Below are 23,426 nucleotides of genomic sequence, written 5' to 3'. Positions count from 1 at the left end.
AACGGAACCAGGATGCAGGTGTTGCAGCGGGTTATCCTGCCAGCTGATGACCAGCTAGACACGACGGCGCTGTACGTCGACGCCGGCCCGGCAAACGGTATCCGCCTGCGCGAGAACGACGAATTCGCAAGGAATCCGAAGTCGGCCGAGGAGAAACTTCACTTCGTTAGTTCGGGCAGCGAAGAGGTCCATTTCGAAGACGTCCTCTCCCGGAGTTCCGTCCGGCTCCGCGCGGGAGAGCAGCTTTCCTTCGGAACGTACTTCAATGCCTTTCCTGCAAGCTATTGGCGGCGCTGGACGGATCTGCAATCGATCCGCCTCGTCGTCCGGACCACGGGCCACGGCACCGTCACTGTCTATAAGTCGAACGCGCGGGGTACCCTCCAACGCGTTGATGGCGCACGGGTCCAAGGCACTGCTGTCACGGAATTCGAGCTGTCCCTCAAACCCTTCGGGGACGGCGGGTGGTACTGGTTCGATCTCGCCTCAAGCCGTGAAGAACTGACGCTCGATGCAGCGGAATGGCAGGGAACAGCGCCCGAGCGCGCCTCCGGCAGGGTGACCCTGGAGATCACCACCATGAACAAGCCGGGCTTCTGCTTGAATAACGCCAGGATCCTCGCCGAAAATCCTGAGGTCCTGGAGCACGTCCAGGAAATCCTCATCGTTGACCAAGGAACCCAAAAGGTTGCCGAGCAGCCAGGCTTTGCCGACATAAAGTCAGCGCTCGGTGACAAACTGCGGATCATCGACCAGGCCAATCTCGGCGGCTCGGGCGGCTTCTCGCGCGGCATGTACGAAGCCGTGGAGAACGGCAGCGACTACGCACTCCTGTTGGATGATGACGTCGTCATCGAACCAGAGAGCATTGCGCGCCTGCTGGTTTTCTCGGATCACTGCCGCAAGCCGACCATCGTGGGTGGCCACATGTTCGATCTCTACAGCCGAAGCGTGCTTCACACCTTCGGTGAAGTGGTGGATCCATATCGATTCGTGCCCGCAATGCCCCACGCGGACATGGAAATGAGGCACGACTTCAGCGTCGCGAACCTTCGGCAGACTCCGTGGCTGCACCGACGGGTCGACGTCGACTACAACGGTTGGTGGCTGTGCATGATCCCCACTGAGATCATCCGCGAGATCGGGCTGTCCCTTCCCCTCTTTATCAAGTGGGACGACGCCGAGTACGGACTCCGCGCGCGTGAAGCCGGCTTTGCCACGGTTTCCCTCCCCGGCGCCGCCGTCTGGCATGTCTCCTGGATCGACAAGGACGACCTTGTTGGCTGGCAAGCCTATTTCCATGGCAGGAACCGCTTGATTACGACGCTCATCTACAGCCCCTATAAGAAGGGGGGACGGGTTATCCGGGAGTCGTTCCAATCGGACGTCAAGCACTTGGTTTCCATGCAGTACTTCACCGAACATTCGCGGCTCGATGCTTTGGAGGGCCTCTTTCTTGGTCCCGAGCACCTGCATCGCAATATTGCCACAAAGCTCGGCGAGATCAATGCGCTCAAGTCCGACTACCCCGATGCAGAAATGCGCGAGAACGTGGACGACTTCCCGGCCCCGGCATTGGGACGTGGACCCTCCGGGCTCAAGCCCATTGGACTTCCCAACAAGAAGGACCTCGTCAAATGGGGGGTCACCACGGTTGCCCGCCAATTGGTGAAGAAGCCGGCGGCGGAATCCGCGGAGCGACCCCAGGGCTTCCTGGCCCATCGCGACAACAGATGGTTCCGCTTGGCGCACTATGACAGTGTCGTCGTCTCGAATGCCGACGGCACCGCGGCATCCTGGTATAAACGCGACCCTGAGAAGCTCAGGTCCATGCTCGCGGAAGCAGGAAAACAACACGCCAAACTTTACCGCCACTGGGAGGAACTCTCGGAGCAGTACCGTAGGGCACTCCCGGAGATCACTTCCATGGAGGCTTGGAAGAAGACATTTGGCCTGGCTGACGAGAAGGGTCACTAGATGACACAGCCCGTGACCGAGTTGGTCCAACCGGGTCGTGGCCGCGGGATCATTGACGTCTATAAGCACAAGTTCTTGTTACAACTGCTGGTGCGCAAGGAAATCAAGATCCGCTACCGTGGCTCTGTTCTGGGACTCCTGTGGTCGTACGTTAAGCCGTTGATGCAGTTCTTGATCTACTTCGTGGCGCTCGGGGTCTTCCTCGACATGCAGCGGGGAACCCCCAACTACGCGATCTACCTGTTTGCAGGAATTGTGCTGGTCAATTTCTTCACGGAATCGCTAGGCAACGCCACGCGCTCCATCGTCGACAACAGGGACCTCATCCGGAAGATCTACCTGCCCAGGGAGCTGTTTCCGGTCTCCACGATCTGGGTCTCTGCAGCCCATTTGCTTCCACAAGTAGTGGTTTTGGTCGGAGCTTGTTTGTTGAGCGGTTGGAGTCCAGCAATTTGGCAACTTCTCGCTGTCGTTGGGGCATTCGTCCTGACAGCGATTCTTGCCACCGGCCTCGGCTTGTTATTCGGCGCTGCGAACGTGTATTTCCGGGATTCCGAGAACATCGTCGACATGATCCTCATGATCGTCACGTGGGCCTCGCCCGTCCTCTACGTGTGGCCGATGGTTCAGCGCGTCATGGGTCCCTGGTTCTTTTTGTACCAGCTGAATCCCGTGACTGTCGCCGTCGAAATCTTCCACTGGGCCTTTTGGTCACCGACGCTGAGCGCCGCGCAGTCGGGATCGATTTCCATGCCGCCGGACCTGCTCGCCGTTTGGTTCCCAGCTGCCTTTGGCGTCGCTGCACTCGTCCTCGTAATTGGACAGCTCGTCTTCATGAAGCTGTCAGTACATTTTGCCCAGGAGCTTTGACATGTCCGTACCCCCGGGAGTCTCCGACAGCGTCGCCATCACCTGCCGAAACTTGCGGAAGAAGTTTGTGCTCCGCCATACCCGGAGCATGAAGGAAGCGATTGTATGGTTGCTGAGCGGGCGCAAAGGGGATCTTTCCAAAAAGTTCGATGCGCTGAAAGACGTTTCGCTTGATGTCGAGCAGGGCGAAACCGTGGCATTGCTTGGGCTAAACGGTTCAGGCAAATCAACCCTTTTGAAGCTCATTTCAGGCGTGCTTCAGCCGGATGAGGGTACCGTTCATACGCGGGGGAGGGTGGCCGGCCTCATTGAGGTCGGAGCTGGATTCCATCACGACCTGAGCGGCCGGGACAACGTGTACCTCAACGGGGCGATCCTGGGCATGAGCCAGAACCAGATCGATCAGATGTTCGATTCGATCGTCGAGTTCTCTGAAATCGGCGAGTTCATCGATACAGAGGTCAAGTTCTATTCCTCCGGTATGTACTTGAAGCTGGCCTTCTCGATTGCAGTCCACACCGACCCTGAGGTTTTCCTCATTGACGAAATCCTTGCAGTCGGGGACGAACCGTTCCAGCGCAAGTGCATTCTCAAAATCAACGAACTGGCGGATGCAGGAAAAACGCTTTTCGTGGTGAGCCATGACTTGGACCTGGTCGCTTCCGTGTGTAAAAGGGGAGTGCTCTTGGAACACGGTCAGATCATCATGGACGGCGAAGTGCACGCTGTGGTGAAGGAGCTTCGACGGCGATCGGCCGCCGCAGAGTGATTGGGCTGGCGCCCCGCGCGGTGCCAGCCGTGCGGGGCCTAGTTGTCTCCGCAAGCCGTGATCTTGTACAGCTTGGCAGGGCCCTGGCTGTCTACTAGCTTGACTCCGGGGTTTTGATCCAGGTGCAGGAGGCCGGCGGGAGTATGGTTTCCGCCATGGACTTCGGTGAGGCCGAAGTCCAAGACGTAGTAGGAGTGCTCACTACGGACTGCCCTGCAAACATCCGGGTCGCCGGTGACGTTTGCCAAACGATCGTAGATCTCCTGGAGATCGGGGGAGACGTAGCTGAGAATGTGGAGCTGGGCGGAACGGCGGTCGCCGAGGGCGTAGGAAAGGGAAGCCCCGGTATACGGGTTCCCGAGCAAGATCGCATTCTGGGGAATGTCGGCCGGCAATCTCTGGATCAGATGCAATTCATCGCTCGAAACCAAAGGTGAATTCGGCGTCAAAGCGTACTTCGATGATGCTTGCGCAACTTCCTTGTTGACTCCGCCCACTTGCCCAAGGAGCACGGCAAGTGCGACGAGGACAAAGGCCGCGCCGCGTTGAAGGGCGGTCCGGAGACCGGAAGGGAGGGTCCGTGAGTCGCTTCGAAGAAGTACCCGCTTGAACCATTGCCGTATGTAGGGATTGTGGCAGATCCACTCGACCCCCACGGCAGCAAGCAAGACGGCGACCAGGGGCAACAGCGCTGCGATGCGGTAGCTGTCGTTGTACCAAACGCCGGTCAGAATGCTCCGTATTCTGGAAATCGGGAACCCTGAAACCACGACGAAGAGCCCAGTGAAGATCAGGAAAACTGCGGCGAGCCACCTGTACCGAAGCTGCCGTGCGGCTGCCCACAGGCCCAGTAGTGCAAGCGGTGCCACCAACCAGGCGGCTGGCAAGTCCAAGGGCGAGAAGACAATCGCCTCGCCCAGGGCTTGCGGGGCCGTATGGTATGGGCCCCAGAATGATGCGTCCGGTGGCGGCCGGAGGAAGGCCCAAAGAATAACGAAAGCCACGCAATAGCTGATCAGGGGGACCGTGAACCTGGGATGCCAAACCCGCAGCAAATTCCGTTTCCGGAGTTTGATGGTCTTCCATGAAAGGAACCCCACCATAGGGGCAGTCCACGTCAGCCACGCCATGAAGGTGGTGGGATGCGCAACAACCAGACCCGCAAGGCTCAACAAGAGTGCGAGGACCGCCGGTAGGTCCCGCGGAACCCAGTCCGGGGACACCCGCAAAATTGCAGCGGCAAGGGCAACTGAACTCGGCAGGAGGCTGATCGACAGCAGATTGGGGTACAGGACGCCGAAGTCCATCATCAGGAGCGGGAATGCGCCAAGCGAGGCGCAGGCTACGCCCACTGCCAGAGCAACCTCGGCAGACCGGCCTATGGTCCACCGAGCTGCCAAGAGGCAGCCCAGCGGCCAAAACACTGCACCAAGGATGACGCTCGTAAGGTTTACAGCGGTGGGTACGTCCAGCCCAAAGGTGGACGCGACCAACGTTGCAACCGCGTTCCAACCCGCGGGATAAAACCCCCCACCGGTCATGTCGCCGATCGTCAGGGACGACGCGTTCCCGGTATCAAGGGCGTATTTGACGGAGTTAAGGTGAAAGACGGCGTCGTAGGTTTGGGAAAAATGTTCCGGGGCGCCGATGGCCTGCATGACCCTGGCGCCAATCACTACGAATGCAAGAAGCCCGGCAACAAATGGTGCCGCGCTCCGCCAAAGTCCGGACCCCGGCACCGTTCCGGCGCGCGGACGGGACCGGGAAACGAACCACGCGATCCCGCCGAGCACTACGGCCACGACAGCGACCGGAAGGAGGTTGAACCTCACATGCAAGAAGGGGCTCACCGTCGAAGCTATGACGATCACGCCTACCGACAGCGCAGGGGAGAGCGCCAGCGCGTCGAAGCCCCGATAGCGCAAACCCCAGGCTACAAGGAAGCCGGGAGCAAGCAATAAAAGGACAGCACCGATCAATTGCGGGAGGACAGACCACCACACAGGCCGAGGCTAACCTTCGAGCAAGCCGTGGAGATACGCTCCGTAGCCGCTCTTGATCAGCGGCTCTGCGCGCTCGCGCAGTTCGTTGTCCGAAAGGAAACCTTGGCGCCAAGCGATTTCCTCGGGAGCGCCGATCTTGAGGCCCTGGCGGTTTTCCACCGTACGGATGAAGTTGGAGGCGTCATTGAGGTCGTCAAAGGTCCCGGTATCGAGCCAGGCAGTGCCTCGTGGAAGGATCTCAACGTGGAGCTTCCCCGCCTCGAGGTACTTCCGGTTGACGTCGGTGATTTCCAGCTCGCCGCGAGCTGACGGCGTAAGGTTCTTCGCGATATCTACGACATCGTTGTCGTAGAAATAGAGCCCAGGAACCGCATAATGTGATTTGGGGTGGCTGGGTTTTTCTTCCAAGGAAATAGCCTTGCCGGCTTCATTGAATTCGACCACACCATACGCTTTGGGATCTTTTACCCAATAGCCGAAGACTGCACCGCCCTCGATGTCTGCATGTTTCCGAAGCTGCGTGCCCATGCCTTGGCCGTAGAAGATGTTGTCACCGAGGACAAGCGCCACAGTCTCGTTTCCAATGTGCTGCTCGCCCAGGATGAATGCTTGCGCAAGGCCGTCGGGCGAAGGCTGCTGGACATAGGAAATGTTGATACCGAATTGGGAACCATCGCCGAGAAGCCGTTGGAATTGTTCGGCATCATGCGGGGTGGTGATCACCAAGACATCGCGGATGCCCGCCAGGATGAGAGTGGAAAGGGGGTAGTAGATCATCGGCTTGTCATAGACCGGGACCAGTTGCTTGCTGATGCCGTGAGTAATCGGGTGCAGACGAGAGCCGGTGCCACCGGCAAGAATGATTCCACGCATGATCTACATCATCCCTCACCGGGTAGTCCCCGGCAAAACCAGCGGTCGTTGGCGCGGGACGGAGCTTAGCTGCTGTGGCCCTTTCCGCTGCGGCCGCGGACGCCGTCGACAAGCCCTCTCAACGCTGAGCTGAGCCTGGCACTGCGCCCCGGGGCCAGGACGGTGACGAACAGGAGATGCCTCAGGTCCAGCAACAGACCGCCGGCAATCCATACCGGGTGAACTTTCGCATATCGGCGGCCGACGAGAATCCTGTTCCGGAATATGTAGTAATAGCGCCAGGAAGCTGCAATGCGTACTTTCAATACCCGATTCTGGTATCTAATGTTGCTGCCCCATATATTTGCATCGACAAACGATCCGAGCGAATGATCGAATTCTGCATCCGCAAGGACCGTCGGAAGCCCTGCATCAAGCGCACGGAAATAGTATTCGGTATCCACCAGATCTATGAACAGTCCGTCCCAGAAGTTGCCGATTTTATCAAGGGTGGAAACTGGAATCAGCAATCCGGATTGAATGGGCTCCCGTCCGAGCGGGACTCCCGATTTTGACCCGGCCGTCTTGACGGGATTGCCATGGATTCGTGCGGGCGATACGAGGCCGGGAGTAACACCCGCGGCGGCTGCAGAGTCAGCGGCGTCTACTAGCCGGCGGACATAGTCGGTGCTCAGGAGCGAATCTTGGTCCACCGTGATGATGTAGTCGACCGCCTTTGTGCGCGCCAAGTCGATGCCGGCATTCAAAGCTGAAGCGATTCCGGAATTCTTTTCGAGCCGCAGCACCATGGCGCCGGCGTCTGCGGCGGCGTCGAAGATCTGGTCGAAACCCGGACCTCCGCCATCATCTACTACCACCACGGTGGCCAGTTGCCGACGCAGGGACGAGACGCTTTCGATCAATTGCGAGGTGGGACGAAAGGCTGTGACAACGGCGGCAACCTTGGTCAGCAGCATCGGCGGTTCAATATCGGGTTGCAAGTCGATTTCCCTATCTTCCAAGAGTATGCCGAAGAAGGGAGCGCACGGCTGCGGGGCTGCCGTGTTGCGCCGCAGCGGGCAGGAGGAGGAAGGCATGGGCCCGGGAGGTGAGGCGCAACTTCGCGGCCCTGGACGCCTTTCGCCAACCCTTGTTCATGCAGAGCTCAGCGGCAAGTTCGAAGTATCCGCGCTCCCCAGCGAACCGGGAACCGTCAAGCAATTTGCTGGCGGAGGCACTACCGGTGTGTCTTCTGTACGCGAAGCATACCTCTGGTTCGATGAGGAGCTCTGCTCCAGCCAAGACCATGTCGATGATCAACCCGAGATCCTGAATCACGTGAAGACCATCGCGAAAATCGAAGTCGTGAATCTTGTCTCGACGGAAAACCAGCGACGGCCAGTAGAGCCAGTCGCCATGAAGGAGGCTTACCGCAAGCTTCTCGCCACTGAGCACCCTGGATTTGGATCCGTGAGGTTTGACCACGTGTTGCTTCACGAGATCAACGATCGGCCGGGTGGACTCCCCGGTTTCATTGATCACTTCCACGCCAGGCTGGATGATCCAGGCGTTCGGAAAATCCCGGTGCGCGCGAAGGGTGACGTCCACGAAGTTCGGCAGAAGGACGTCGTCGCAACCCATGACGACAAGCGCGTCTTGCGTTGCCAGTGACACACAAGTGCGGAAGTTCTCGGTGATGCCTTGGTTGGTTTCTTTGCGGATATAGCGAATCCGGGGGTCGTTGATTTCTTCCAGATATCTGCGGACCTCATTACCTGGATAGGCGTCGTCCACAACAGTCAGAAGCCAGTCGTCCGAATCCTGGCCAAGTACGCTGTCGACTGCCTGCCGCATGAAGTCAGGATCCCCCCAATAGGGGATGAAGATGTCCAGGGCCATTCGGTTCCTTACTTCGGGCCGGAGGGTGTGGAAGTGTCGTCCTCTGCGGTTTCGGCGGTCTGCAGTTGCTCGAGGAGGGCGCGCATGATCGCAACTTCTTCCGCCAACGTCCGGGTTTCATCTTCGACCACGGAGATTTCCCAAGAGAGGTGCAAACAGACCCCCAGCAGCAGCAGGATGCTGATGATGAACAGCAGATTCGATGGCAGCTGCACGCCAACGAGTTCGGCAACGATGGTTAGCAAGCGCGGGAACGCCGCAAGGACCAAGGTTCCAATGCCGACGACGAGCCAAAGCGCGGCGTACTTCTCACGGAGTTTCTTGCGCCGGAGCATTTCGAAAACGATCCCCACGATCGCCAAGGCGAGGAGGAAAGCAGCCAGATTTCCCATCAGGAAGCCTCCTGGGCCGACGATGATACGGACGGAATGGTGGACCGCTTACGGGTCAGCGCGAAGAGCAGCGCGAAGGTGGAACGGCCGAGATAGATTGCGGCTTTCGCAGGGTTGTGGCTGGGGGTTCCGCCCTGCCGAGGGCGCATCGCCACGGGAATCTGCGTCACTTTGCATCCCGAACGGATGGCCACGACGAGGGAGTCGATAGTGTCGCCGAGGTATTCTGCGGGATAGTGGTCCAGATACTGGCTGATGGCGCGATCGTTGGCAGCCCGGAATCCGGACGTCACATCCGTAAGACGTGTTTTTGCCAGGCCGGAGATCACCTTTGCAAGAAATTGCATTGCCCATTTTCGAGGGCCGCTTACTATGTATTCGCCCTTTTCTGCGAATCGGGCACCAATTGAAATGTCGGCATGCTCCAGCCCCGCGAGGACTTCGCCGATATTCCGGGGGTCATGTTGGCCATCGGCGTCTACTTGGATCACCTGTCGATAGCCCAGCCGCTTGGCGTACTTGAAACCAGCGCGCATGGCGCCTCCGACGCCCAAGTTGAAGGGGAGGTTCAGCACCGTTGCTCCGGCTTCGGCGGCTAGCGCCGCGGTGTCGTCCGTGGATCCATCGTTGACGACCAGCACATCGTAGGGACCTCCGACGCCCAGCACTTCCCGCACCGTGTCGCCGACGGACTCAGCTTCATTCCACGCTGGCATGATGACGAGGACCCGAGTTGAGTCATGAATTTCCATTGTTCTCCTGTATGTCATCGTGGCTGGATGCGGTTGAGGAGATCCTGATTGATGCGGCCCTGCCTTCCGCGGCACGAATCGACGACCCCCTCCCAAGCGGCGATCGCTAGAGAACGCCTATCCGGGCTGAATGCGAAGCGGAGAAGCTGTGCTTTCGCGTCCTCCACCATGCGGCGGAGGACCCATGCTGGGTTGCTGCGCCAGTACCTGCGGGCAAGAGTGGTCCCGTTACGCATGATGTAGTACATCCGGAACGGTGAGTAATAGTTGAAGGACAGATCTTTACCACGGAGTCGGAGTGGCCATCCGAACACCTTTGCGGGTAGGCGCGCTCCGAGACGGTGCCTGACTTCGCAGCCAGATCCAATGACGATGCTATAGCCAGCGGCCCTCACTCGCGCGGTGAACTCCGAATCCACGCAGTCGATAAAAAAGCCGGCCTCGAAGTTTCCGACATGGGCCAAAGTGGAAAGCGGTATGAAGAAACCGGACTGCATGGGGTCGAAAGCCTCTGACACTCCGTTGGAGGCTCCGAGAACCGGAACTCGATGCCCGCTGAACGTCTCTGCGCTCACGAAACCCACTTTTTTCCCCACGGACGCCGCGCGGTCGTATGTGGCGAGCGCGTTCGCGACGTATTCCCGGACCGGCAGGGAGTCTTGATCGAATGTCAGTACAAAATCCGGGCGCGTGGACGATTCCAGTTCTTTGATACCGCGGTTCAGCGCGGCCGCAATGCCGGAGTTGCTTCCCAGCCGCAGTACCTTTACTCCGGTCGCGGCAAGGTCATCAAAGATCGATTCGGCTGCCGACGACGTGCTGCAATCATCGACGACAATGAGTTCGTCGACTTGCGCTGCGATCGATTCAGCGTTGGTGAGCAGCTCGTTGTCGGGGTTGAACGCGGCGATCACAGCTGCCGTTCGTCGTTGTGGACTTTCAATCACGGAGATGATCCTACCCGTCCACACTTATAGCTTGTGCTTTGGCAGGCAGCACCCTGGACGCCGGAACTAGAAGACCGAAGAAGAGCAGAGCTTCGCTGAGTGCCATACCAAGGGCAACACCAGGGACATTCGACCCCAAGCCTGCTACGACCATGAACGCGACGCCGATCGACGCCGACAGCCCGGTCCACAAGAGGACGGTCTTCTGGTGACCGGCGGGAATGAGAAGGTTCCTGATCAGGGGAGTGGAAGCCGAGAGGAAAAAGAAGGAAAGCCCGTAGAACGCAGACGTCAAGGAGTCTGCCTTGACTGGATCGCCGAACAGGATCCCGGAAGCCCAGGGCCCCAGGAAACCGAGTCCGAGGGCCCCGGCCGCCCCGAGGACGAGGTGGGTCACGAGCGCAACTTCGTGCCGCCGTCGTGCGCCTTCCGGCTTGCCCTCAAGCGTCCAACTTTGGAAGGTGTTTCCGACGGCCACAACGCTGAATAGCCCGAAGCGGTAGATGCTGTCGGCGGAGGCAAAACCGGCGGTGGCGGTCGCCAAGGGGACGGTCGCAGTTGCAATCGGGACGGGGGAGGAAGCATAAGCGCTACCGGCAAAGTTGATTGCGGCCGTTCCCGCGTCGGGAAGGATTTCGCGGACGACCTTTGCCGGACGCCGAGGGAACCAGGTCCCGGGTTCCCCGAATCGCAACTGGAACGCCACGGAGGCTGTAATGGTCGCGAGAACAGCCAAGACGCCATAAATCCAAATCTGGCCCGTGGCGATAATCAAGGGCACGCTGAGTAACGCTCCGCAAAAACGGGGGATTGTGTCGTAAACGGCAAGGATTCGCGGCTGACCGGTCCCGATGCCGTACCAAGCCGGCGAGAATCCCGTAAGAGCGGTGGACCACGCCATAGTGACCGCGTCGAGGCGGTAACCATCGTGTGCCACGAAGGCGGCGATGATGCTCATAATGGGGAGGACCAGAACGCCAATGACGATTCGCGTCCGCATGCTTTTTGAATAGATCGACGCGCGGTCGTGTGGCTCCCGGCTCCGGGCGACGGCCACAGGACCCGAGATGTTCCAGCTCCACAGGATAATCGTGGCGGCGAACACGCCGATTGCCTGGCCGGAGGTGATGCTCGACCAACCTGGCGCGCCTGCGACCCGGGAAATAACAGGCAGCAAAAGGAATGGCAGAACCAACGTGAGCAGGGGGAGCAGCGTGAAGCCTGCGAGTCGAAGCAACACGGGTTTCATTACTTGTGGGTCCTATTGCTCGATTGCGTGACCTTTCGATGATACGCGATTACGCCCCGCCCCCCCGGGTGGCCGCGGCCGCCCGAGCTACCCACCAAAGCCAACTCGCCTAGAGTGGACAGCATGAACGATTCGACGACACCGGAGGGTCAGGCAATCCGTGTGAGTGTCTGCCTTGCGGCCTACAAGGGATCCCGCTACATCGAAGAGCAGATTGACTCCATCCTCCGGGACCTTGGACCCAACGATGAATTAGTAGTTGTGGACGACGCCTCGCCGGATGACACGGCTGCCGTAGTCAAGAGGATCACGGATCCGCGGATCCGCTTCATCGCATCGTCAGTCAATAAAGGGTATGTGCGGACCTTTGAGCAGGCGGTGGGCTTGAGCCGGGGCGAGTTCATCATGCTTTCCGACCAAGACGACGTATGGATCCCGGGTCGGGTGGAACTCATGTTGACGGCGTTGGAGGACCACAAGGTTGTTGCCGGGAACTTCGATGTCCTCGGTGGAGGACCGCGCCCGTGGATCCCACGCCTCCGGGCGTCGGACTCGACGAGGCACCTCGCCAACTTGTTCGCAATCCTGATTGGTTACCGCGCTTACTATGGATGCGCGATGGGGATCCGCCGGGACGCGCTGAGCTACTTTGTGCCGATTCCCGGCTACGTCCATGAGTCCCATGATCTTTGGCTTGCCATCTGCGGCAATGTTGCGCAATCGATCCGTCATTTGGATGATTCGATCATCCTTCGGCGCCTGCATGACGAGAACCAAACACCGGCCGGGTGGAGATCACTGTCACGAATCGTGAAAGCGCGGTTCATGATCCTCCGCTTGGTGTTCGAAGCAGTCCGCAGGGTACGCGGGGCTGACCGAGCGCTTGCCGCGTAAGCGAGCGAAGCGTGCCGTTCGGTAGGCTGGTGCCATGCAGAAACTTCTGGTCACCGGCGGCGCCGGTTTCATCGGTTCGAACTTTGTCCACTACGTCCTCGAGAATACCGACAACCAAGTCACGGTCCTCGACAAGCTCACGTACGCGGGCAATCGGGAATCGCTGAACGGCCTACCGGAAGACCGGTTCCACTTCGTCCAGGGTGATATTGCCGATGCCGAGCTGGTCGAACGCCTCGTCGCAGACTGCGATGTGGTAGTTCACTACGCCGCAGAATCCCACAACGACAATTCCCTGCATGACCCCCGGCCGTTCCTCGACACCAACATCATTGGGACATACACGCTGATCGAAGCGGCCCGCAAGCATGACAAGCGCTTCCACCACATCTCTACCGACGAGGTTTACGGGGACCTGGAACTTGGGGACCCGCAGCGCTTCACCGAGAACACGCCCTACAACCCGTCCAGCCCGTATTCCTCCACAAAGGCTGGATCCGACCTGCTTGTTCGGGCCTGGGTCCGTTCCTTCGGACTACGGGCCACCATCAGCAATTGCTCCAATAACTACGGTCCCTACCAGCACGTCGAGAAGTTCATTCCGCGGCAGATCACCAACGTCATCGACGGCACCCGGCCCAAGCTGTACGGCAAGGGCGAAAATGTCCGAGACTGGATCCACGCGAACGACCACTCCTCGGCCGTGCTGGCCATCATCGACAGAGGCCGGATCGGCGAGACATACCTGATCGGGGCCGACGGCGAGAAGAACAACAAGGAAGTTGTCGAGCTCATCCTCGAGCATGCCGGCCAGCCCCGAGATGCCTACGACCATGTGGTGGATCGCCCTGGGCACGACCTGCGCTATGCGATCGACTCCAGCAAACTGCGTGACGAACTCGGTTGGGAGCCGCAGTTCTCGAATTTTGACGCCGGTATCGAGGACACGATCAAGTGGTACCGCGACAACGAGTCGTGGTGGCGTCCTCAAAAGGCCGCAACCGAAGCGCGCTACAAGGAACAGGGCCAGTAAGCGATGACGCTCGAATTCTCGAAACCACTTGCCGCGCACCAAACTCCGATTCCCGGCGTCGTGCTCTACGACCTGCCTGTCCACGGCGACAACCGCGGCTGGTTCAAGGAAAACTGGCAGCGTGAAAAGATGGTGGCACTCGGCTTGCCGGATTTCCGTCCGGTGCAGAACAACATCTCGTTTAATGAGAAGGCCGGAACAACGCGGGGCATCCACGCCGAGCCTTGGGACAAGTTTATCTCGGTAGCCACAGGCCGGATTTTCGGCGCTTGGGTCGACCTCAGGGAGGGGCCGTCATTCGGTGCGGTCTTTACCGCGGAACTCGATCCCAGTCAGGCAATCTTCATTCCCCGCGGCGTGGGCAACGCGTTCCAAACGCTTGAGGACAACACGGCTTACACTTACCTCGTCAACGACCATTGGTCGGCCGACGCCCAGAGCCAATACACCTTCTTGAACCTCGCCGACGAAACTGCGGCCATTGCCTGGCCGGTGCCGTTGGACCAAGCGGAGCTCTCGGACAAGGACAAGGCGCATCCGCGCCTGGCTGATGTGGCACCGATGCCGGCCAAGAAGATCCTCGTGGTTGGGGCCAACGGCCAGCTTGGCAAGGCCTTGCGGGAACTGTACGACGGCGACGCTACCGCGGAGTTTGTCGGGCGTGCCGACTTTGACCTGTCCAAGGAAGAATCATTCGGGGGACGCAACTGGAGGAACTACTCGACGATCATCAACGCGGCCGCCTACACAGCCGTCGATGCAGCTGAAAGCGCCGACGGCAGGAAAGCTGCGTGGGAAGCGAACGTCGCTGCAGTCACCCGGCTGGCAAGGACAGCTGTCGAGTTTGATGTGACCTTGGTCCACATTTCTTCGGACTACGTCTTTGACGGCACCAACGAGACGCACAGTGAGGACGAACCGTTCACTCCGTTGGGAGTTTACGGCCAGACCAAGGCCGCCGGTGACGCGGTCGCCAGCGTGGTTCCTCGGCATTACATCGTACGTACTAGTTGGGTGATCGGCGAAGGGAATAACTTCGTCCGGACCATGGCCGCCCTCGCGAACCGCGGAGTCAAGCCGAGCGTCGTCAACGACCAGATCGGGCGGCTTACCTTCACGGAAGATATTGCGGCAGGAATCAAGCACCTCCTGGATTCGAACGCTCCCTATGGCATATACAACATCAGCAACGATGGCGAACCGCAGTCGTGGGCGGAGATCGCCGGAGAGGTCTACGCGCTGTGCGGCGCATCGGCGGCCGACGTCACAGGAGTAAGCACCGAAGAGTACTTCTCCGGCAAAGCCGCGGCGCCGCGTCCGCTGAGGAGCACTCTCGATTTGGGCAAGATCAAGGATGCCGGATTCGTTCCGGCCAGCAGCGCGGACAGACTAGCTGCGTACCTTAGGGGTTAGTTGATACGACCAAACAATAAAGGTCTGGCCAGGCGTTGCCTGGCCAGACCTTTATTGTTTGGCTTTTCCGTACCGGTTGGCGTTTCCCGATGGCCTGCTTACTTGGCTGCGTCGCTTGACTGGCGGCGTGCCGCCCAGTGCAGCGCGCGGCTGACGGGGGCCGGGAGGAAAGGCAGCCCAGGGTACAGGAAGTGATAAAGCTTGGAAGCCGCAAACACCAGCGCAATTGCGAAAAGCAACGTGAGAACCTCCCAAGAGAGAGGCGGCTGCCAATCCGGCTTTGTGAACATCACCAGCCAGTTCGCGAAATCCGGTATGCCCACGACGTAGCGTCGCAAGATGTACACGAAACCGTAAACGTGGGCGGCACACGCAGCCCAAAGCAGGATCTTCGTCAGCGTCCGACTGGTGAGATTGGCCTGGAATTTGCGGAAGCGCAACGCCAGCCCGGCCGAAATGACCGCGATGGCGAACAACGGCAGGCTGTACCGACCCTGCCAAATAAACCCGCTGCTCGTGACTAGGGCGGCCTGAACCAAAGCCGGAACTACGGCTAGCATCCCAATGGCCGCCCAGAAACCTAATTGCAATCGCGCGGGGCGCATCAGGAATACCATCAACAGGAGGGCGAGGAGCAGCATATTCCAGAACATCAGGACGGCTTGGGGCACGGGAGCGTCAAGCCATCCCGCAACGCCGATGTACTGGTTCACGAAATCGAAGGACCGGTCCAGCATCGTCACAAAGGCGTTGGAGGGACGGAGACCCTCGACAGCGTTGGATATGCCGGCAGGTGCTTCGCCGGCAGACGGGGGTGCCGCCAACATGACGAAGTTCCAAATAACCCCCAGAGCCACTCCGATTGCGGACAGTCCGGCAACGATGAGCAAGAGGCGGTTGCGGAAAATTGCGACGATGTCGGCTCCCCGGAAGAAGAGGCAAGCCACAATCGCTCCGCAAAGGAGCCACAACAAGGAGACATTCCTTGTATTGGCCAACGTCGCGGCTGAAACTCCGACTGCCAGGATGCCGGGACGAGCAAGGTGGAGCTTCCTTGAGTTCTCAAGGACAGAGACCAAGCCGCAGAACGCCGCCATCGATGCTGCGACTTCGAGCGAGTTTGGATTGACTCCGGTGGCCAGAAAGAAGACCATGGGCGTCGTGGCCACTGCGGCTGCGACCATGGGCCACTTGGGATGGCGGAGCCTGGACAACGCGGTGAAACCGGCGGCGTAGAAAGCTGCGGACATGAGTCCACTGACGATCCGCATGGCAAAGATTGCTGGAGCTCCGGACATGAACAGGCTGGGGAGTCCGACGAACCAATAGTAGAGGGGGTTGTACAAGCCCGCTGATGTCACGCCGATGGTGGTGTAAGTGTCATCGACCGGGATAGCAGGTGCGCAACCCGCGGGTTGCGCCTTGAGAAATGCAAAGCAGCGTTGGGAATCAATGTTGGCAATATACGACGGAACCTGGACGTGGATGCCGTTGCCAAAAGATTCGCCGGGCGCCGGGAAGAACTGGCCCCGCGCCACGGCTGCCGCCTTGATCGTGTGAGCCGGCTCATCGGGATAGGCCATCAGGGGTGTGGCGAGGATCCATAAGGAAATCAGCGCGGCCAACAGTGCAAAGACCCGGATGAAGAATCCGAAGCCAGCCTTGGTAGCAGGCGATACATTTCGACCGCGGGACCGGAACCGTCCCGAAGGCCGGAGCTCTTGTTCCGAATCCCCGAGACGAGCGGGACCCTTGGTCGCTGGTTGATTGATCATTTGTCGCTCCCGATCTTGTCAATCAGGAGTGAAGCATCCTGTAAAGATTGTTCGCTGGGAGAGGCCACTCCGGCGAAATACGTTGAGGAAACCTGACCGTCCGCGCCCACCACAAAGTGCGCCCACGACTTCACAAGGGACGCAATTTGCTCGTTCTTGTAGCTGCTACAAAATGCCTGGTAGTTCACGTTCCCCAATGCATACCCGTTGTCGGTGTTGTCTGGAAGACGGAATTCGACCCCCGTCTCTCCCGTTGAAGTCATACCGTCTTGGACGGCTGCTGCCACGGAGTCTTTCGACATCCTGACGAAACTGCCGCCGAAGGACAACAATGCTGTATCGAACCGGGACCCAATCGAAGCTGAATCCATGAAGGCGATTCCGCCGGCGGTATCGTCAACCATCTTCCCGAGGTCGCTGAAGTTCTTGACCTCTTGGCCGGCCGGGACCTTGGTCCACTTGCTGGTCACTCCTGTGGACCAGTTGGCGGAACGGGAGAGATAACGCGTGCTGGCGGAGGTCAAAGCTGAAGGAGCGCTTGCCGTCACGGGCACAATGGGTGCGTCCGGAAGCGTGGTTCCCGGGTTGATCGCCGCGATTGCCCCATCATTCCAGCGATTGATATTGCCGGAAAAAATCTTCGCGAGTACGTCCGGGTTGAGCTTGAGGCTTCGGATGCTTGGCATGTTGAAGACGACGCCGATTGAGGTCACCGAGGTGGGGATGCTGAATGCGCCGCCGGGGCCGCATTCGGCTTTCGTTGAGCCCTGCTGCTGTGCCGTCAACGGGGCGTCCAGTGCAGCGTAGTAGGCCTGGCCGTTTGCCAACGCGTTAAGTCCGACGTCGGAGCCGTCCGGTGAGTAGCTCAACGACGTCGCTGGGTTGGTCTTCCGCCAGGCACTTGCCCAAGCACCGATCGGATCGCTTTGAATGGGACTTCCAATGGCGGTAAGCGCGCCGCGGATGTCTTGCTGCTTAGCGGGGGGACTGGCACAAGCGGCCAAACTGATGCCGAGGAACAGGAGGCATCCTGTCGCTCGGCGAATCGACCGATGATGCACCGGGGGTCCTTTCGATTACGGGTATAGCTGAGACTTGCGTCTTGATAACCCTAACGTCTCAACCTCCTCGCAATGAACCAAACCCCGCCTAGTACGTGAGCCCCTGGCAACCGAGTAAGGCGTTCCCGGAACTGAACTGCGCTATTCCGATGCCGTACGTGCACACCGTGTATCTGCCCCGCTGGGTGATGGGAACCTGTGTGGAGTAGCCATGGTTTCCGGTGATCTTGAAGGCGCTGTTGACATCTGGCCGGGCAAGATTGGCAGTGAAGGCGTAGCCCAGGCGGGTTCCGTCAGGATAAGTGATGTAGACGTGCACCGGAGTGGATGAGCCCGGCACTGCCGGATCGTAGGTCCATCCGGTGGCCTTGATATTTGCTTGTGTTGACACCGTGGCAACGCCCACGGAATCAAGGTAGCCGTTAGGAATCGGCGTGTTGGTGACTTGGATGGTCATGCAGCCCAACGACGTGTTGCCGGACGCGAGCGGGGCCACGGGAATGGCGTAGGCGCAGGCGGTATACGTGCCGGTCGTGGTGACCGGGAGCGATGCGCTGAAGCCATGGTCACCCGCAATCCCGAAAACATTGTTCAGGTCCGGCCTGGCTTGGTTTGCCGTGAATGCCGTTCCCACGTTGCTGCCGTCCGGAGCTCGGAGATAGACGTGCACAGGAATGCTGGCCGCGGGGTTGCTCGGGTCGAATGCCCAGCCCGTTGCAACTACGTTTGCGGACCCCGGGGTCTGGTCGACTCGGATCGAGTCGTAGTAGCCCATGGGTGGCGGGTTGGAACCGACGGTGATGTCTTTGCAGCCGAGCCCGGTGTTGTAGTACTGCCCGATCGCGTACATGCATACGTGGTAATTGCCGGCTTTGCTAAGACTGATCGACTTGTCGAAGCCATGGTTGGAGCCGTATCCGGTGGCGGTTCCCACATCCGGTCTCGGGATGTTGGCCGTAATGCGGTACCCCGTGGTCTGACCGCTGGGATCAGTCACGTACGCATCAGCGAAGGAAGCGGTCGTGGAGTTGGCGCGATCGATTGCCCAGCCGGACAAACGAAGGGAAACATCGGTTGGGGTCCGGATTTGCGTCAGCGAATCAAATGAACCGATCGGCGGTTCGACGCCCGCTGCCTGGTAGCTCTTGCAACCCAGATCGACATTGCCGTTGACGCTGACCGCGGTGGCGCACACCTTGTATGTCCCGGATTTGGTGATCTGGATACTGTTGTCGAAGCCGTGGGCTGGTCCGTAGCCAAAGGCGTTGTCAACATCAGGCCTATAGGTGTTGGCCGTGAAGGAATATGCAGCGGTCGCGTTGCTCGGATCTGTCACGGAGATATTGACTGGAGTCGAAACCCAGGGCTGCGAGAGGTCGACCGACCAGCCGGTGACCTTGAGATAGGCGGATGTAGTGTCTCGGACCAGCGAGAGCGAATCAAAGGAACCCCTTGCCGGGTTGCCCGCAAACCGTTGGAGTGAGGCGTAGTCGCCGTTCCAGACGTTCGAGTCGCCATTGAGCGGCCCGGTGCTGCTGTATTGCCAGACGCTGTAGCTTGGCCAGTTCGATGGCGTTCCGATTGCCGTGTTGGTGGTGTACGCGGCGATCCAGAGGGGGTAGTCGCTGAACCCTGTTGCGTCGCCGGTGCACGTTTGCCACCAGTCGGTCGTGGAATAGATCATGGGGTATCGGCCGGTGAGGGAGCGGACGGTATCGCCGAAGTTGTGGATCCATGTGATGAGTGCCGAAGGCGACATTCCGTAGCAGCTGTTGGTGCCTACGTAGGAAGGTGCGTATTCGATGTCGAGGACTGGTGGCATGGTGGCGCCGTCCGAGGTCCAGCCGCCGCCGTTTTGCACGAAGTAGTTTGCTTGGTCCGCGCCGGAGGACCAGCTTGGGATCGCGAAATGGTATGCGCCACGGATCATCCCGACGCTGCGCGAGCCGTTGTACTGCGAGGCGTAGCTCGGGCTTGTGTAGTAGTTCCCCTCGGTCGCTTTGACGTAGGCGAAGCGCGCGCCCATGTTCCATTGCTGCTGCCAGTCGACTGATGGTTGGTAGGAACTGACGTCAAGGCCCTGGATGCCGAAGGGCGGCGTCCAGCTACTCTGCGCCGTGAGCAGGCCTTGCACGCGCGCGGAGCGTTGTCCCATTTGCGCGCCACCGGGACCCGCGGCTTTCCGCATTGCGGCGCGCCGCTCTTCATCACTTTGGCTCGTCGCGGAAGGCGAGGTTGCGGGCATCACGCTTTGGGAGGAGGACGACGTCGGAGGGACGGTTCCCGGCTTGGTAGCGGTGGGGGTGGTGGTCGCCCCGGGCGAAGGGGACGACGCCGGCGCGGAAGTCGCCGTGGGGGATGATGCGGAAGGAGAGGGTGCCGGAGTTGCCGTAGCCGCGAGCGCCGTCGTCGCAGAAAGCAGCAGGGTGGCCGCGGTACACAGCACCGCCAAAGCAACATCCTGGGCTCGGCGTCCCCGGAACGTGGAGTTGGCTGCTCTTTGTTGAGTGGTCTTCATTGCTTCGCTCCACACGAGATTACCGGCCCCCGATAGGGCGGTACCGGATCATTTCCGCCGTGCGACATCCGGCGGCTGGCAGTTGTAAGGCTGAATTTGAAGCCCACCATAACACCGATGTGCAAGATGATGCTAATGTGGCCAATGGGATTTTTGTGGCTTGATGGCTTTGCCCGCAGTTGAACGGGTTGCTGCAGTCGGACGTGAAAACATTTCCGCCCTGGTCCGCGAGTGCGGACCAGGGCGGAAATGTTTCTGCCTCGGGAAAGCTTCAGGCGATCACGGGACGAAGTATCCCGACACGTCTGCGATGAGTTGTGCCGTCCCGTTCGAGGTGTTGTGGAGACTGACCTGGCCGCCTGTCCCCACCGGTATCGTTGCTAGGTTCGGGACGATCTGCCCGGGCGCGTAATTCAGGTTCGAGGCATTTGGCACCACGGTGCCGGCGGGGAAGGCCGTGACGAACCCGTTCGACGTCGGGTTGGCGACCGTGAGGTTGAACGTCAATCCACCAACCGTTGCGGGAACCCCGCTGACGCCGCCGACCTGAAAGGACATCGTACCGTTGGCCGCGACCGGGGTGCCGTTGCGGGTATCGAGGAACCTGGTGGGCGTTATGGGCTGGAACGCTCCCGAAACCGTTGCCGACCCGCCGCCCAAGTAATAGCCGGAGACATCCGCGATAAATTGCGCAGTCCCTGTCGGTGAGCCGTTGTAGAGCGTGACCTTACCGTCTGTGCCTACAGGCACGGTGACGCTATTGGGCACGATCTGGCCCTGGGCGAAGTTCAGGTTGGAGGCGTTTGGCCGTGTTGTGCCGGAGGCGTATGCCGTGGCGAAGCCGAACGAGCTCGCCCCGGCGACGGTGAAGTTGAAGCTCACCGCTGAGACCGTTGCCGGGATGCCGCTGACGCCGCCCACTTGGAAGGAGACTGATCCACCCGGTGGCACCGCTGCACTGTTCCGGGTATCCAGGAACCTGCTCGGCGTCATCGCTTGGAATTCGCCGGGCGAGCTTGTTGCGGCCGGGACGTAGTACCCGGAAACGTCGGCTATGAGTTGAGCCGTCCCGTTCGAGGTGTTGTGGAGGCTGACCTGTCCGCTTGTCCCGACCGGTACTGTCACGAGGTTTGGAACGATCTGTCCGGGAGCGTAGTTCAGGTTTGAGGCATTAGGCGCGGTGCTTCCGGACGGGTAGGCCGTGACGAACCCGTTGGACGTAGGACCGGCGACCGTGAGGTTGAAGGTCACTGCCGTGACGTTCGCCGGAATGCCGTTGACGCCTCCGACTTGGAAGGAGATGGTGCCGTTAGGTCCGACAGGCGTGGGATTGTTGCGGGTGTCGAGCATCCTGGTCGGCGTCATCGATTTGAAGACACCGGGAACTGCGCTGGAGTCGTATAAGCCATAGTCGTCGGTCACCAGGGTTCCGTTGCTCAGCAGGTTGAGGCCCAAGCTGATGGCACTGGCTCCTGCCGGGACGGCTGGCGACGTCCAGGTTGCCTGGGTCCACGCTGTGGCGGCCACGAAGTTCGGACTGGCCGTCCAGTACGTCCACGTACCCAGCCCGGTTCGGTAGTACAACTCGAATTGCGTGGGGGCCGTGGACTTGTACCAAGCGGACATCTGATATGTGTGGCCAGAGGTGGCGCTGGGAGCGCATTGGCCGAGGTCAAGGGTAGGTAGCAGCTTGGCATCCCCGTCAACGTAGCCGCTGGTCACCATCTGTTCGGCAATGTTTCCTGTGTGACCGGGAGAGACGCTTGTGAAGGTGGAGGTTTGCGTGCCGTAGGAGCCGATCGCCCAGCAGTAGGGCAGCCCGGATGCTACCGGCCCGGCTGTCTCCAAGCTTGGATTCTGGAGCAGGTTTCCAACTGTGATCGGTGGCGGTGCAGCCGGTCCATTGACGAGCGGCTTGTTCACGTCCAGTGCGGAATTGCTTGGGTCAGGGAACTGCGCCGCCATGACTTGGCGCACAGTCTTGACGACGATCCTGCCGGCCGTTTGTTCAGTCGCCAGCCAATCGACGTAAGAATGGAAATTCGCCGTAGTGACACTCAGCGGATCAGTGGTCGAGTCGAAGTGGTGGAAAGTCAATTGCACCCATCCGCCACCGGCCTCTGCCTGGGTCACAACAGCCTGCATGTCAGCGACGGCCCAAGTGTTGTCCACCTCATCAGGTGCCTTGGTGAAATAGAGGTCCGCGGCAGGAACGGGCAGCGGTTCAGCCACTTCGGTCAGAGTTGGAGCAGCCTTGCTCTTCAGATCACCGAGGCCACGTGCGCTGTTGTAGCCGCAGTTGGCGACTGTTTGCTCGACGGCTGGAGTGGCAGACGCAAACGGGTAGGCAAAGTTCGTGACCCGGAAGCCCATGTTGGTCAGGTTGACGCGGTCATTGCACACCTGGCGTGCCACCTCATTCGCGTCCATCTGGGCCAGGTCAGGGTGCGTCACTGTATGCCCGGCAATCTCATTGCCTGCCGATTGGAGGGCGAGTGCCTGGGCAGTCGTCATATATGGGGGCGGCCCACCATTGGGATCGGTAGCATTGAGGTAGCCGGAGGGAAGGAAGAACGTCCCCATCATTCCTTTGGAATTCAGATAGTTGGCCGCGGCTACCTGATCAGCGTTGGCGTCATCAAATGTCAATGTGACTACTAGCGGACCGGCAGCTTGTGCTGGCTGGGCCAAAACAGCCGTATTAAATAGCGTTGCCAAAAGAAGCATGGCGGCCCCTATGGCAGCCGCTTTCCGATGGGTCTGTTGGTCTTCATATGGGAGCCCCCGCCCATTGCAGGAGGCCACCATCCACCTGTTTTGCATCTCAAGTCCGTTCGTCGCGCTTGCGACCTGACTGGTGGGACCTTCATTGCCATATCTGATTCAGCGTGCACAGTTCGGAGGCGCCAGTGCTCATCGTAAGCATTCATTCGTTTGAAACGGCAGCGCATCAATCGCGATAAACAAAGTCATCTGGCCCGTTTCCCGCCAGTGACGCACAGCTGATGTAACGACGCTACGA

The 23,426-nt window shown here is 59.8% G+C and carries 19 protein-coding genes; 6 read left to right on the top strand and 13 right to left on the bottom strand.

Annotated features, from left to right (window positions below; genetic code table 11):
• The first annotated feature begins 12 nt into the window (after nt 1-12).
• The 3 genes from A3M3_RS0101480 to A3M3_RS0101470 are packed head-to-tail and all read left to right on the top strand — an operon-like array spanning nt 13 to nt 3,616.
• Nucleotides 13-1,977, top strand: coding sequence for a glycosyltransferase (locus A3M3_RS0101480; protein ID WP_081736868.1), 1,965 nt, complete (start codon nt 13-15; stop codon nt 1,975-1,977).
• Nucleotides 1,978-2,847: an ABC transporter permease gene (locus A3M3_RS0101475; RefSeq protein WP_028264835.1), complete on the top strand. Its 870-nt coding sequence runs from the start codon at nt 1,978-1,980 to the stop codon at nt 2,845-2,847.
• 1 nt (nt 2,848) lies between these two features.
• Nucleotides 2,849-3,616: an ABC transporter ATP-binding protein gene (locus A3M3_RS0101470; protein ID WP_028264834.1), complete on the top strand. Its 768-nt coding sequence runs from the start codon at nt 2,849-2,851 to the stop codon at nt 3,614-3,616.
• Nucleotides 3,617-3,654: 38 nt separating this feature from the next.
• Here A3M3_RS0101470 and A3M3_RS0101465 read toward each other — a convergent pair whose 3' ends face one another.
• The 8 genes from A3M3_RS0101465 to A3M3_RS0101430 form a co-directional block, all read right to left on the bottom strand.
• Nucleotides 3,655-5,619, bottom strand: coding sequence for a DUF6541 family protein (locus A3M3_RS0101465; RefSeq protein ID WP_028264833.1), 1,965 nt, complete (start codon nt 5,617-5,619; stop codon nt 3,655-3,657).
• A gap of 9 nt (nt 5,620-5,628) precedes the next feature.
• Nucleotides 5,629-6,492: a glucose-1-phosphate thymidylyltransferase RfbA gene (rfbA, locus tag A3M3_RS0101460; protein ID WP_028264832.1), complete on the bottom strand. Its 864-nt coding sequence runs from the start codon at nt 6,490-6,492 to the stop codon at nt 5,629-5,631.
• Nucleotides 6,493-6,557: 65 nt separating this feature from the next.
• Nucleotides 6,558-7,472 (bottom strand): glycosyltransferase, encoded by a 915-nt coding sequence (locus A3M3_RS0101455; RefSeq protein ID WP_197023095.1) that lies wholly within the window; start codon nt 7,470-7,472, stop codon nt 6,558-6,560.
• A gap of 10 nt (nt 7,473-7,482) precedes the next feature.
• Nucleotides 7,483-8,370, bottom strand: coding sequence for a glycosyltransferase (locus A3M3_RS0101450; protein WP_028264830.1), 888 nt, complete (start codon nt 8,368-8,370; stop codon nt 7,483-7,485).
• 8 nt (nt 8,371-8,378) lie between these two features.
• Nucleotides 8,379-8,762 (bottom strand): DUF2304 domain-containing protein, encoded by a 384-nt coding sequence (locus A3M3_RS0101445; protein ID WP_028264829.1) that lies wholly within the window; start codon nt 8,760-8,762, stop codon nt 8,379-8,381.
• Complete coding sequence (locus tag A3M3_RS0101440) at nt 8,762-9,514, bottom strand: glycosyltransferase family 2 protein (protein ID WP_035741199.1); 753 nt, start codon at nt 9,512-9,514, stop codon at nt 8,762-8,764. The genes A3M3_RS0101445 and A3M3_RS0101440 overlap by 1 nt, the downstream gene beginning before the upstream one ends.
• 14 nt (nt 9,515-9,528) lie before the next feature.
• Nucleotides 9,529-10,461 carry a glycosyltransferase gene (locus A3M3_RS0101435; RefSeq protein WP_028264827.1) on the bottom strand — a complete coding sequence of 311 codons (933 nt, stop codon included), beginning with the start codon at nt 10,459-10,461 and terminating at the stop codon, nt 9,529-9,531.
• A gap of 10 nt (nt 10,462-10,471) precedes the next feature.
• Nucleotides 10,472-11,710, bottom strand: coding sequence for a polysaccharide biosynthesis protein (locus A3M3_RS0101430; protein WP_028264826.1), 1,239 nt, complete (start codon nt 11,708-11,710; stop codon nt 10,472-10,474).
• Nucleotides 11,711-11,833: 123 nt separating this feature from the next.
• Between A3M3_RS0101430 and A3M3_RS0101425 the strand changes: the two genes are divergently transcribed.
• Genes A3M3_RS0101425 through A3M3_RS0101415 form a run of 3 tightly spaced genes read left to right on the top strand, consistent with a single transcriptional unit; the run spans nt 11,834 to nt 15,050 of the window.
• Nucleotides 11,834-12,604 (top strand): glycosyltransferase, encoded by a 771-nt coding sequence (locus A3M3_RS0101425; protein ID WP_028264825.1) that lies wholly within the window; start codon nt 11,834-11,836, stop codon nt 12,602-12,604.
• Nucleotides 12,605-12,638: 34 nt separating this feature from the next.
• Nucleotides 12,639-13,637 carry a dTDP-glucose 4,6-dehydratase gene (gene rfbB / locus A3M3_RS0101420; protein ID WP_028264824.1) on the top strand — a complete coding sequence of 333 codons (999 nt, stop codon included), beginning with the start codon at nt 12,639-12,641 and terminating at the stop codon, nt 13,635-13,637.
• Nucleotides 13,638-13,640: 3 nt separating this feature from the next.
• Entirely contained in the window at nt 13,641-15,050 is a 1,410-nt protein-coding gene (locus A3M3_RS0101415) for a sugar nucleotide-binding protein (RefSeq protein WP_028264823.1), read from the top strand.
• Between the two features lie 98 nt (nt 15,051-15,148).
• Here A3M3_RS0101415 and A3M3_RS0101410 read toward each other — a convergent pair whose 3' ends face one another.
• The 5 genes from A3M3_RS0101410 to A3M3_RS26800 form a co-directional block, all read right to left on the bottom strand.
• Nucleotides 15,149-16,825 (bottom strand): DUF2142 domain-containing protein, encoded by a 1,677-nt coding sequence (locus A3M3_RS0101410; RefSeq protein WP_028264822.1) that lies wholly within the window; start codon nt 16,823-16,825, stop codon nt 15,149-15,151.
• On the bottom strand, nt 16,822-17,886 hold the full coding sequence (locus A3M3_RS0101405) for a substrate-binding domain-containing protein (protein WP_028264821.1): 1,065 nt from the start codon (nt 17,884-17,886) through the stop codon (nt 16,822-16,824). Before A3M3_RS0101405 ends, A3M3_RS0101410 begins: the two co-directional genes overlap by 4 nt.
• An 88-nt stretch (nt 17,887-17,974) precedes the next feature.
• On the bottom strand, nt 17,975-20,041 hold the full coding sequence (locus tag A3M3_RS0101400; protein ID WP_051423275.1) for a lysozyme: 2,067 nt from the start codon (nt 20,039-20,041) through the stop codon (nt 17,975-17,977).
• A 52-nt stretch (nt 20,042-20,093) separates the two neighbouring features.
• Nucleotides 20,094-20,327: a hypothetical protein gene (locus tag A3M3_RS28665; protein ID WP_035741196.1), complete on the bottom strand. Its 234-nt coding sequence runs from the start codon at nt 20,325-20,327 to the stop codon at nt 20,094-20,096.
• Nucleotides 20,328-20,683: 356 nt separating this feature from the next.
• Nucleotides 20,684-23,053, bottom strand: a complete 2,370-nt coding sequence (locus A3M3_RS26800) for a polysaccharide deacetylase family protein (protein ID WP_197023094.1) — start codon at nt 23,051-23,053, stop codon at nt 20,684-20,686.
• Between the last annotated feature and the right edge of the window lie 373 nt (nt 23,054-23,426).

This window comes from Arthrobacter sp. MA-N2, assembly GCF_000517125.1.
Taxonomy (GTDB): domain Bacteria; phylum Actinomycetota; class Actinomycetes; order Actinomycetales; family Micrococcaceae; genus Arthrobacter; species Arthrobacter methylotrophus.
The sequence above is the reverse complement of the archived record's forward strand: the minus strand, read 5'-3'. Positions and strand labels throughout refer to the sequence as shown.

What these genes read in the sequence shown, in the direction of transcription:
- A3M3_RS0101480 (WP_081736868.1), top strand. Translation starts at nt 13, where the DNA reads ATGCAGGTGTTGCAGCGGGTTATCCTGCCAGCTGATGACCAGCTAGAC.
- A3M3_RS0101475 (WP_028264835.1), top strand. Translation starts at nt 1,978, where the DNA reads ATGACACAGCCCGTGACCGAGTTGGTCCAACCGGGTCGTGGCCGCGGG.
- A3M3_RS0101470 (WP_028264834.1), top strand. Translation starts at nt 2,849, where the DNA reads ATGTCCGTACCCCCGGGAGTCTCCGACAGCGTCGCCATCACCTGCCGA.
- rfbA (WP_028264832.1), bottom strand. Translation starts at nt 6,492, where the DNA reads ATGCGTGGAATCATTCTTGCCGGTGGCACCGGCTCTCGTCTGCACCCG.
- A3M3_RS0101450 (WP_028264830.1), bottom strand. Translation starts at nt 8,370, where the DNA reads ATGGCCCTGGACATCTTCATCCCCTATTGGGGGGATCCTGACTTCATG.
- A3M3_RS0101445 (WP_028264829.1), bottom strand. Translation starts at nt 8,762, where the DNA reads ATGGGAAATCTGGCTGCTTTCCTCCTCGCCTTGGCGATCGTGGGGATC.
- A3M3_RS0101440 (WP_035741199.1), bottom strand. Translation starts at nt 9,514, where the DNA reads ATGGAAATTCATGACTCAACTCGGGTCCTCGTCATCATGCCAGCGTGG.
- A3M3_RS0101430 (WP_028264826.1), bottom strand. Translation starts at nt 11,710, where the DNA reads ATGAAACCCGTGTTGCTTCGACTCGCAGGCTTCACGCTGCTCCCCCTG.
- A3M3_RS0101425 (WP_028264825.1), top strand. Translation starts at nt 11,834, where the DNA reads ATGAACGATTCGACGACACCGGAGGGTCAGGCAATCCGTGTGAGTGTC.
- rfbB (WP_028264824.1), top strand. Translation starts at nt 12,639, where the DNA reads ATGCAGAAACTTCTGGTCACCGGCGGCGCCGGTTTCATCGGTTCGAAC.
- A3M3_RS0101415 (WP_028264823.1), top strand. Translation starts at nt 13,641, where the DNA reads ATGACGCTCGAATTCTCGAAACCACTTGCCGCGCACCAAACTCCGATT.
- A3M3_RS0101410 (WP_028264822.1), bottom strand. Translation starts at nt 16,825, where the DNA reads ATGATCAATCAACCAGCGACCAAGGGTCCCGCTCGTCTCGGGGATTCG.
- A3M3_RS0101400 (WP_051423275.1), bottom strand. Translation starts at nt 20,041, where the DNA reads ATGGGACAACGCTCCGCGCGCGTGCAAGGCCTGCTCACGGCGCAGAGT.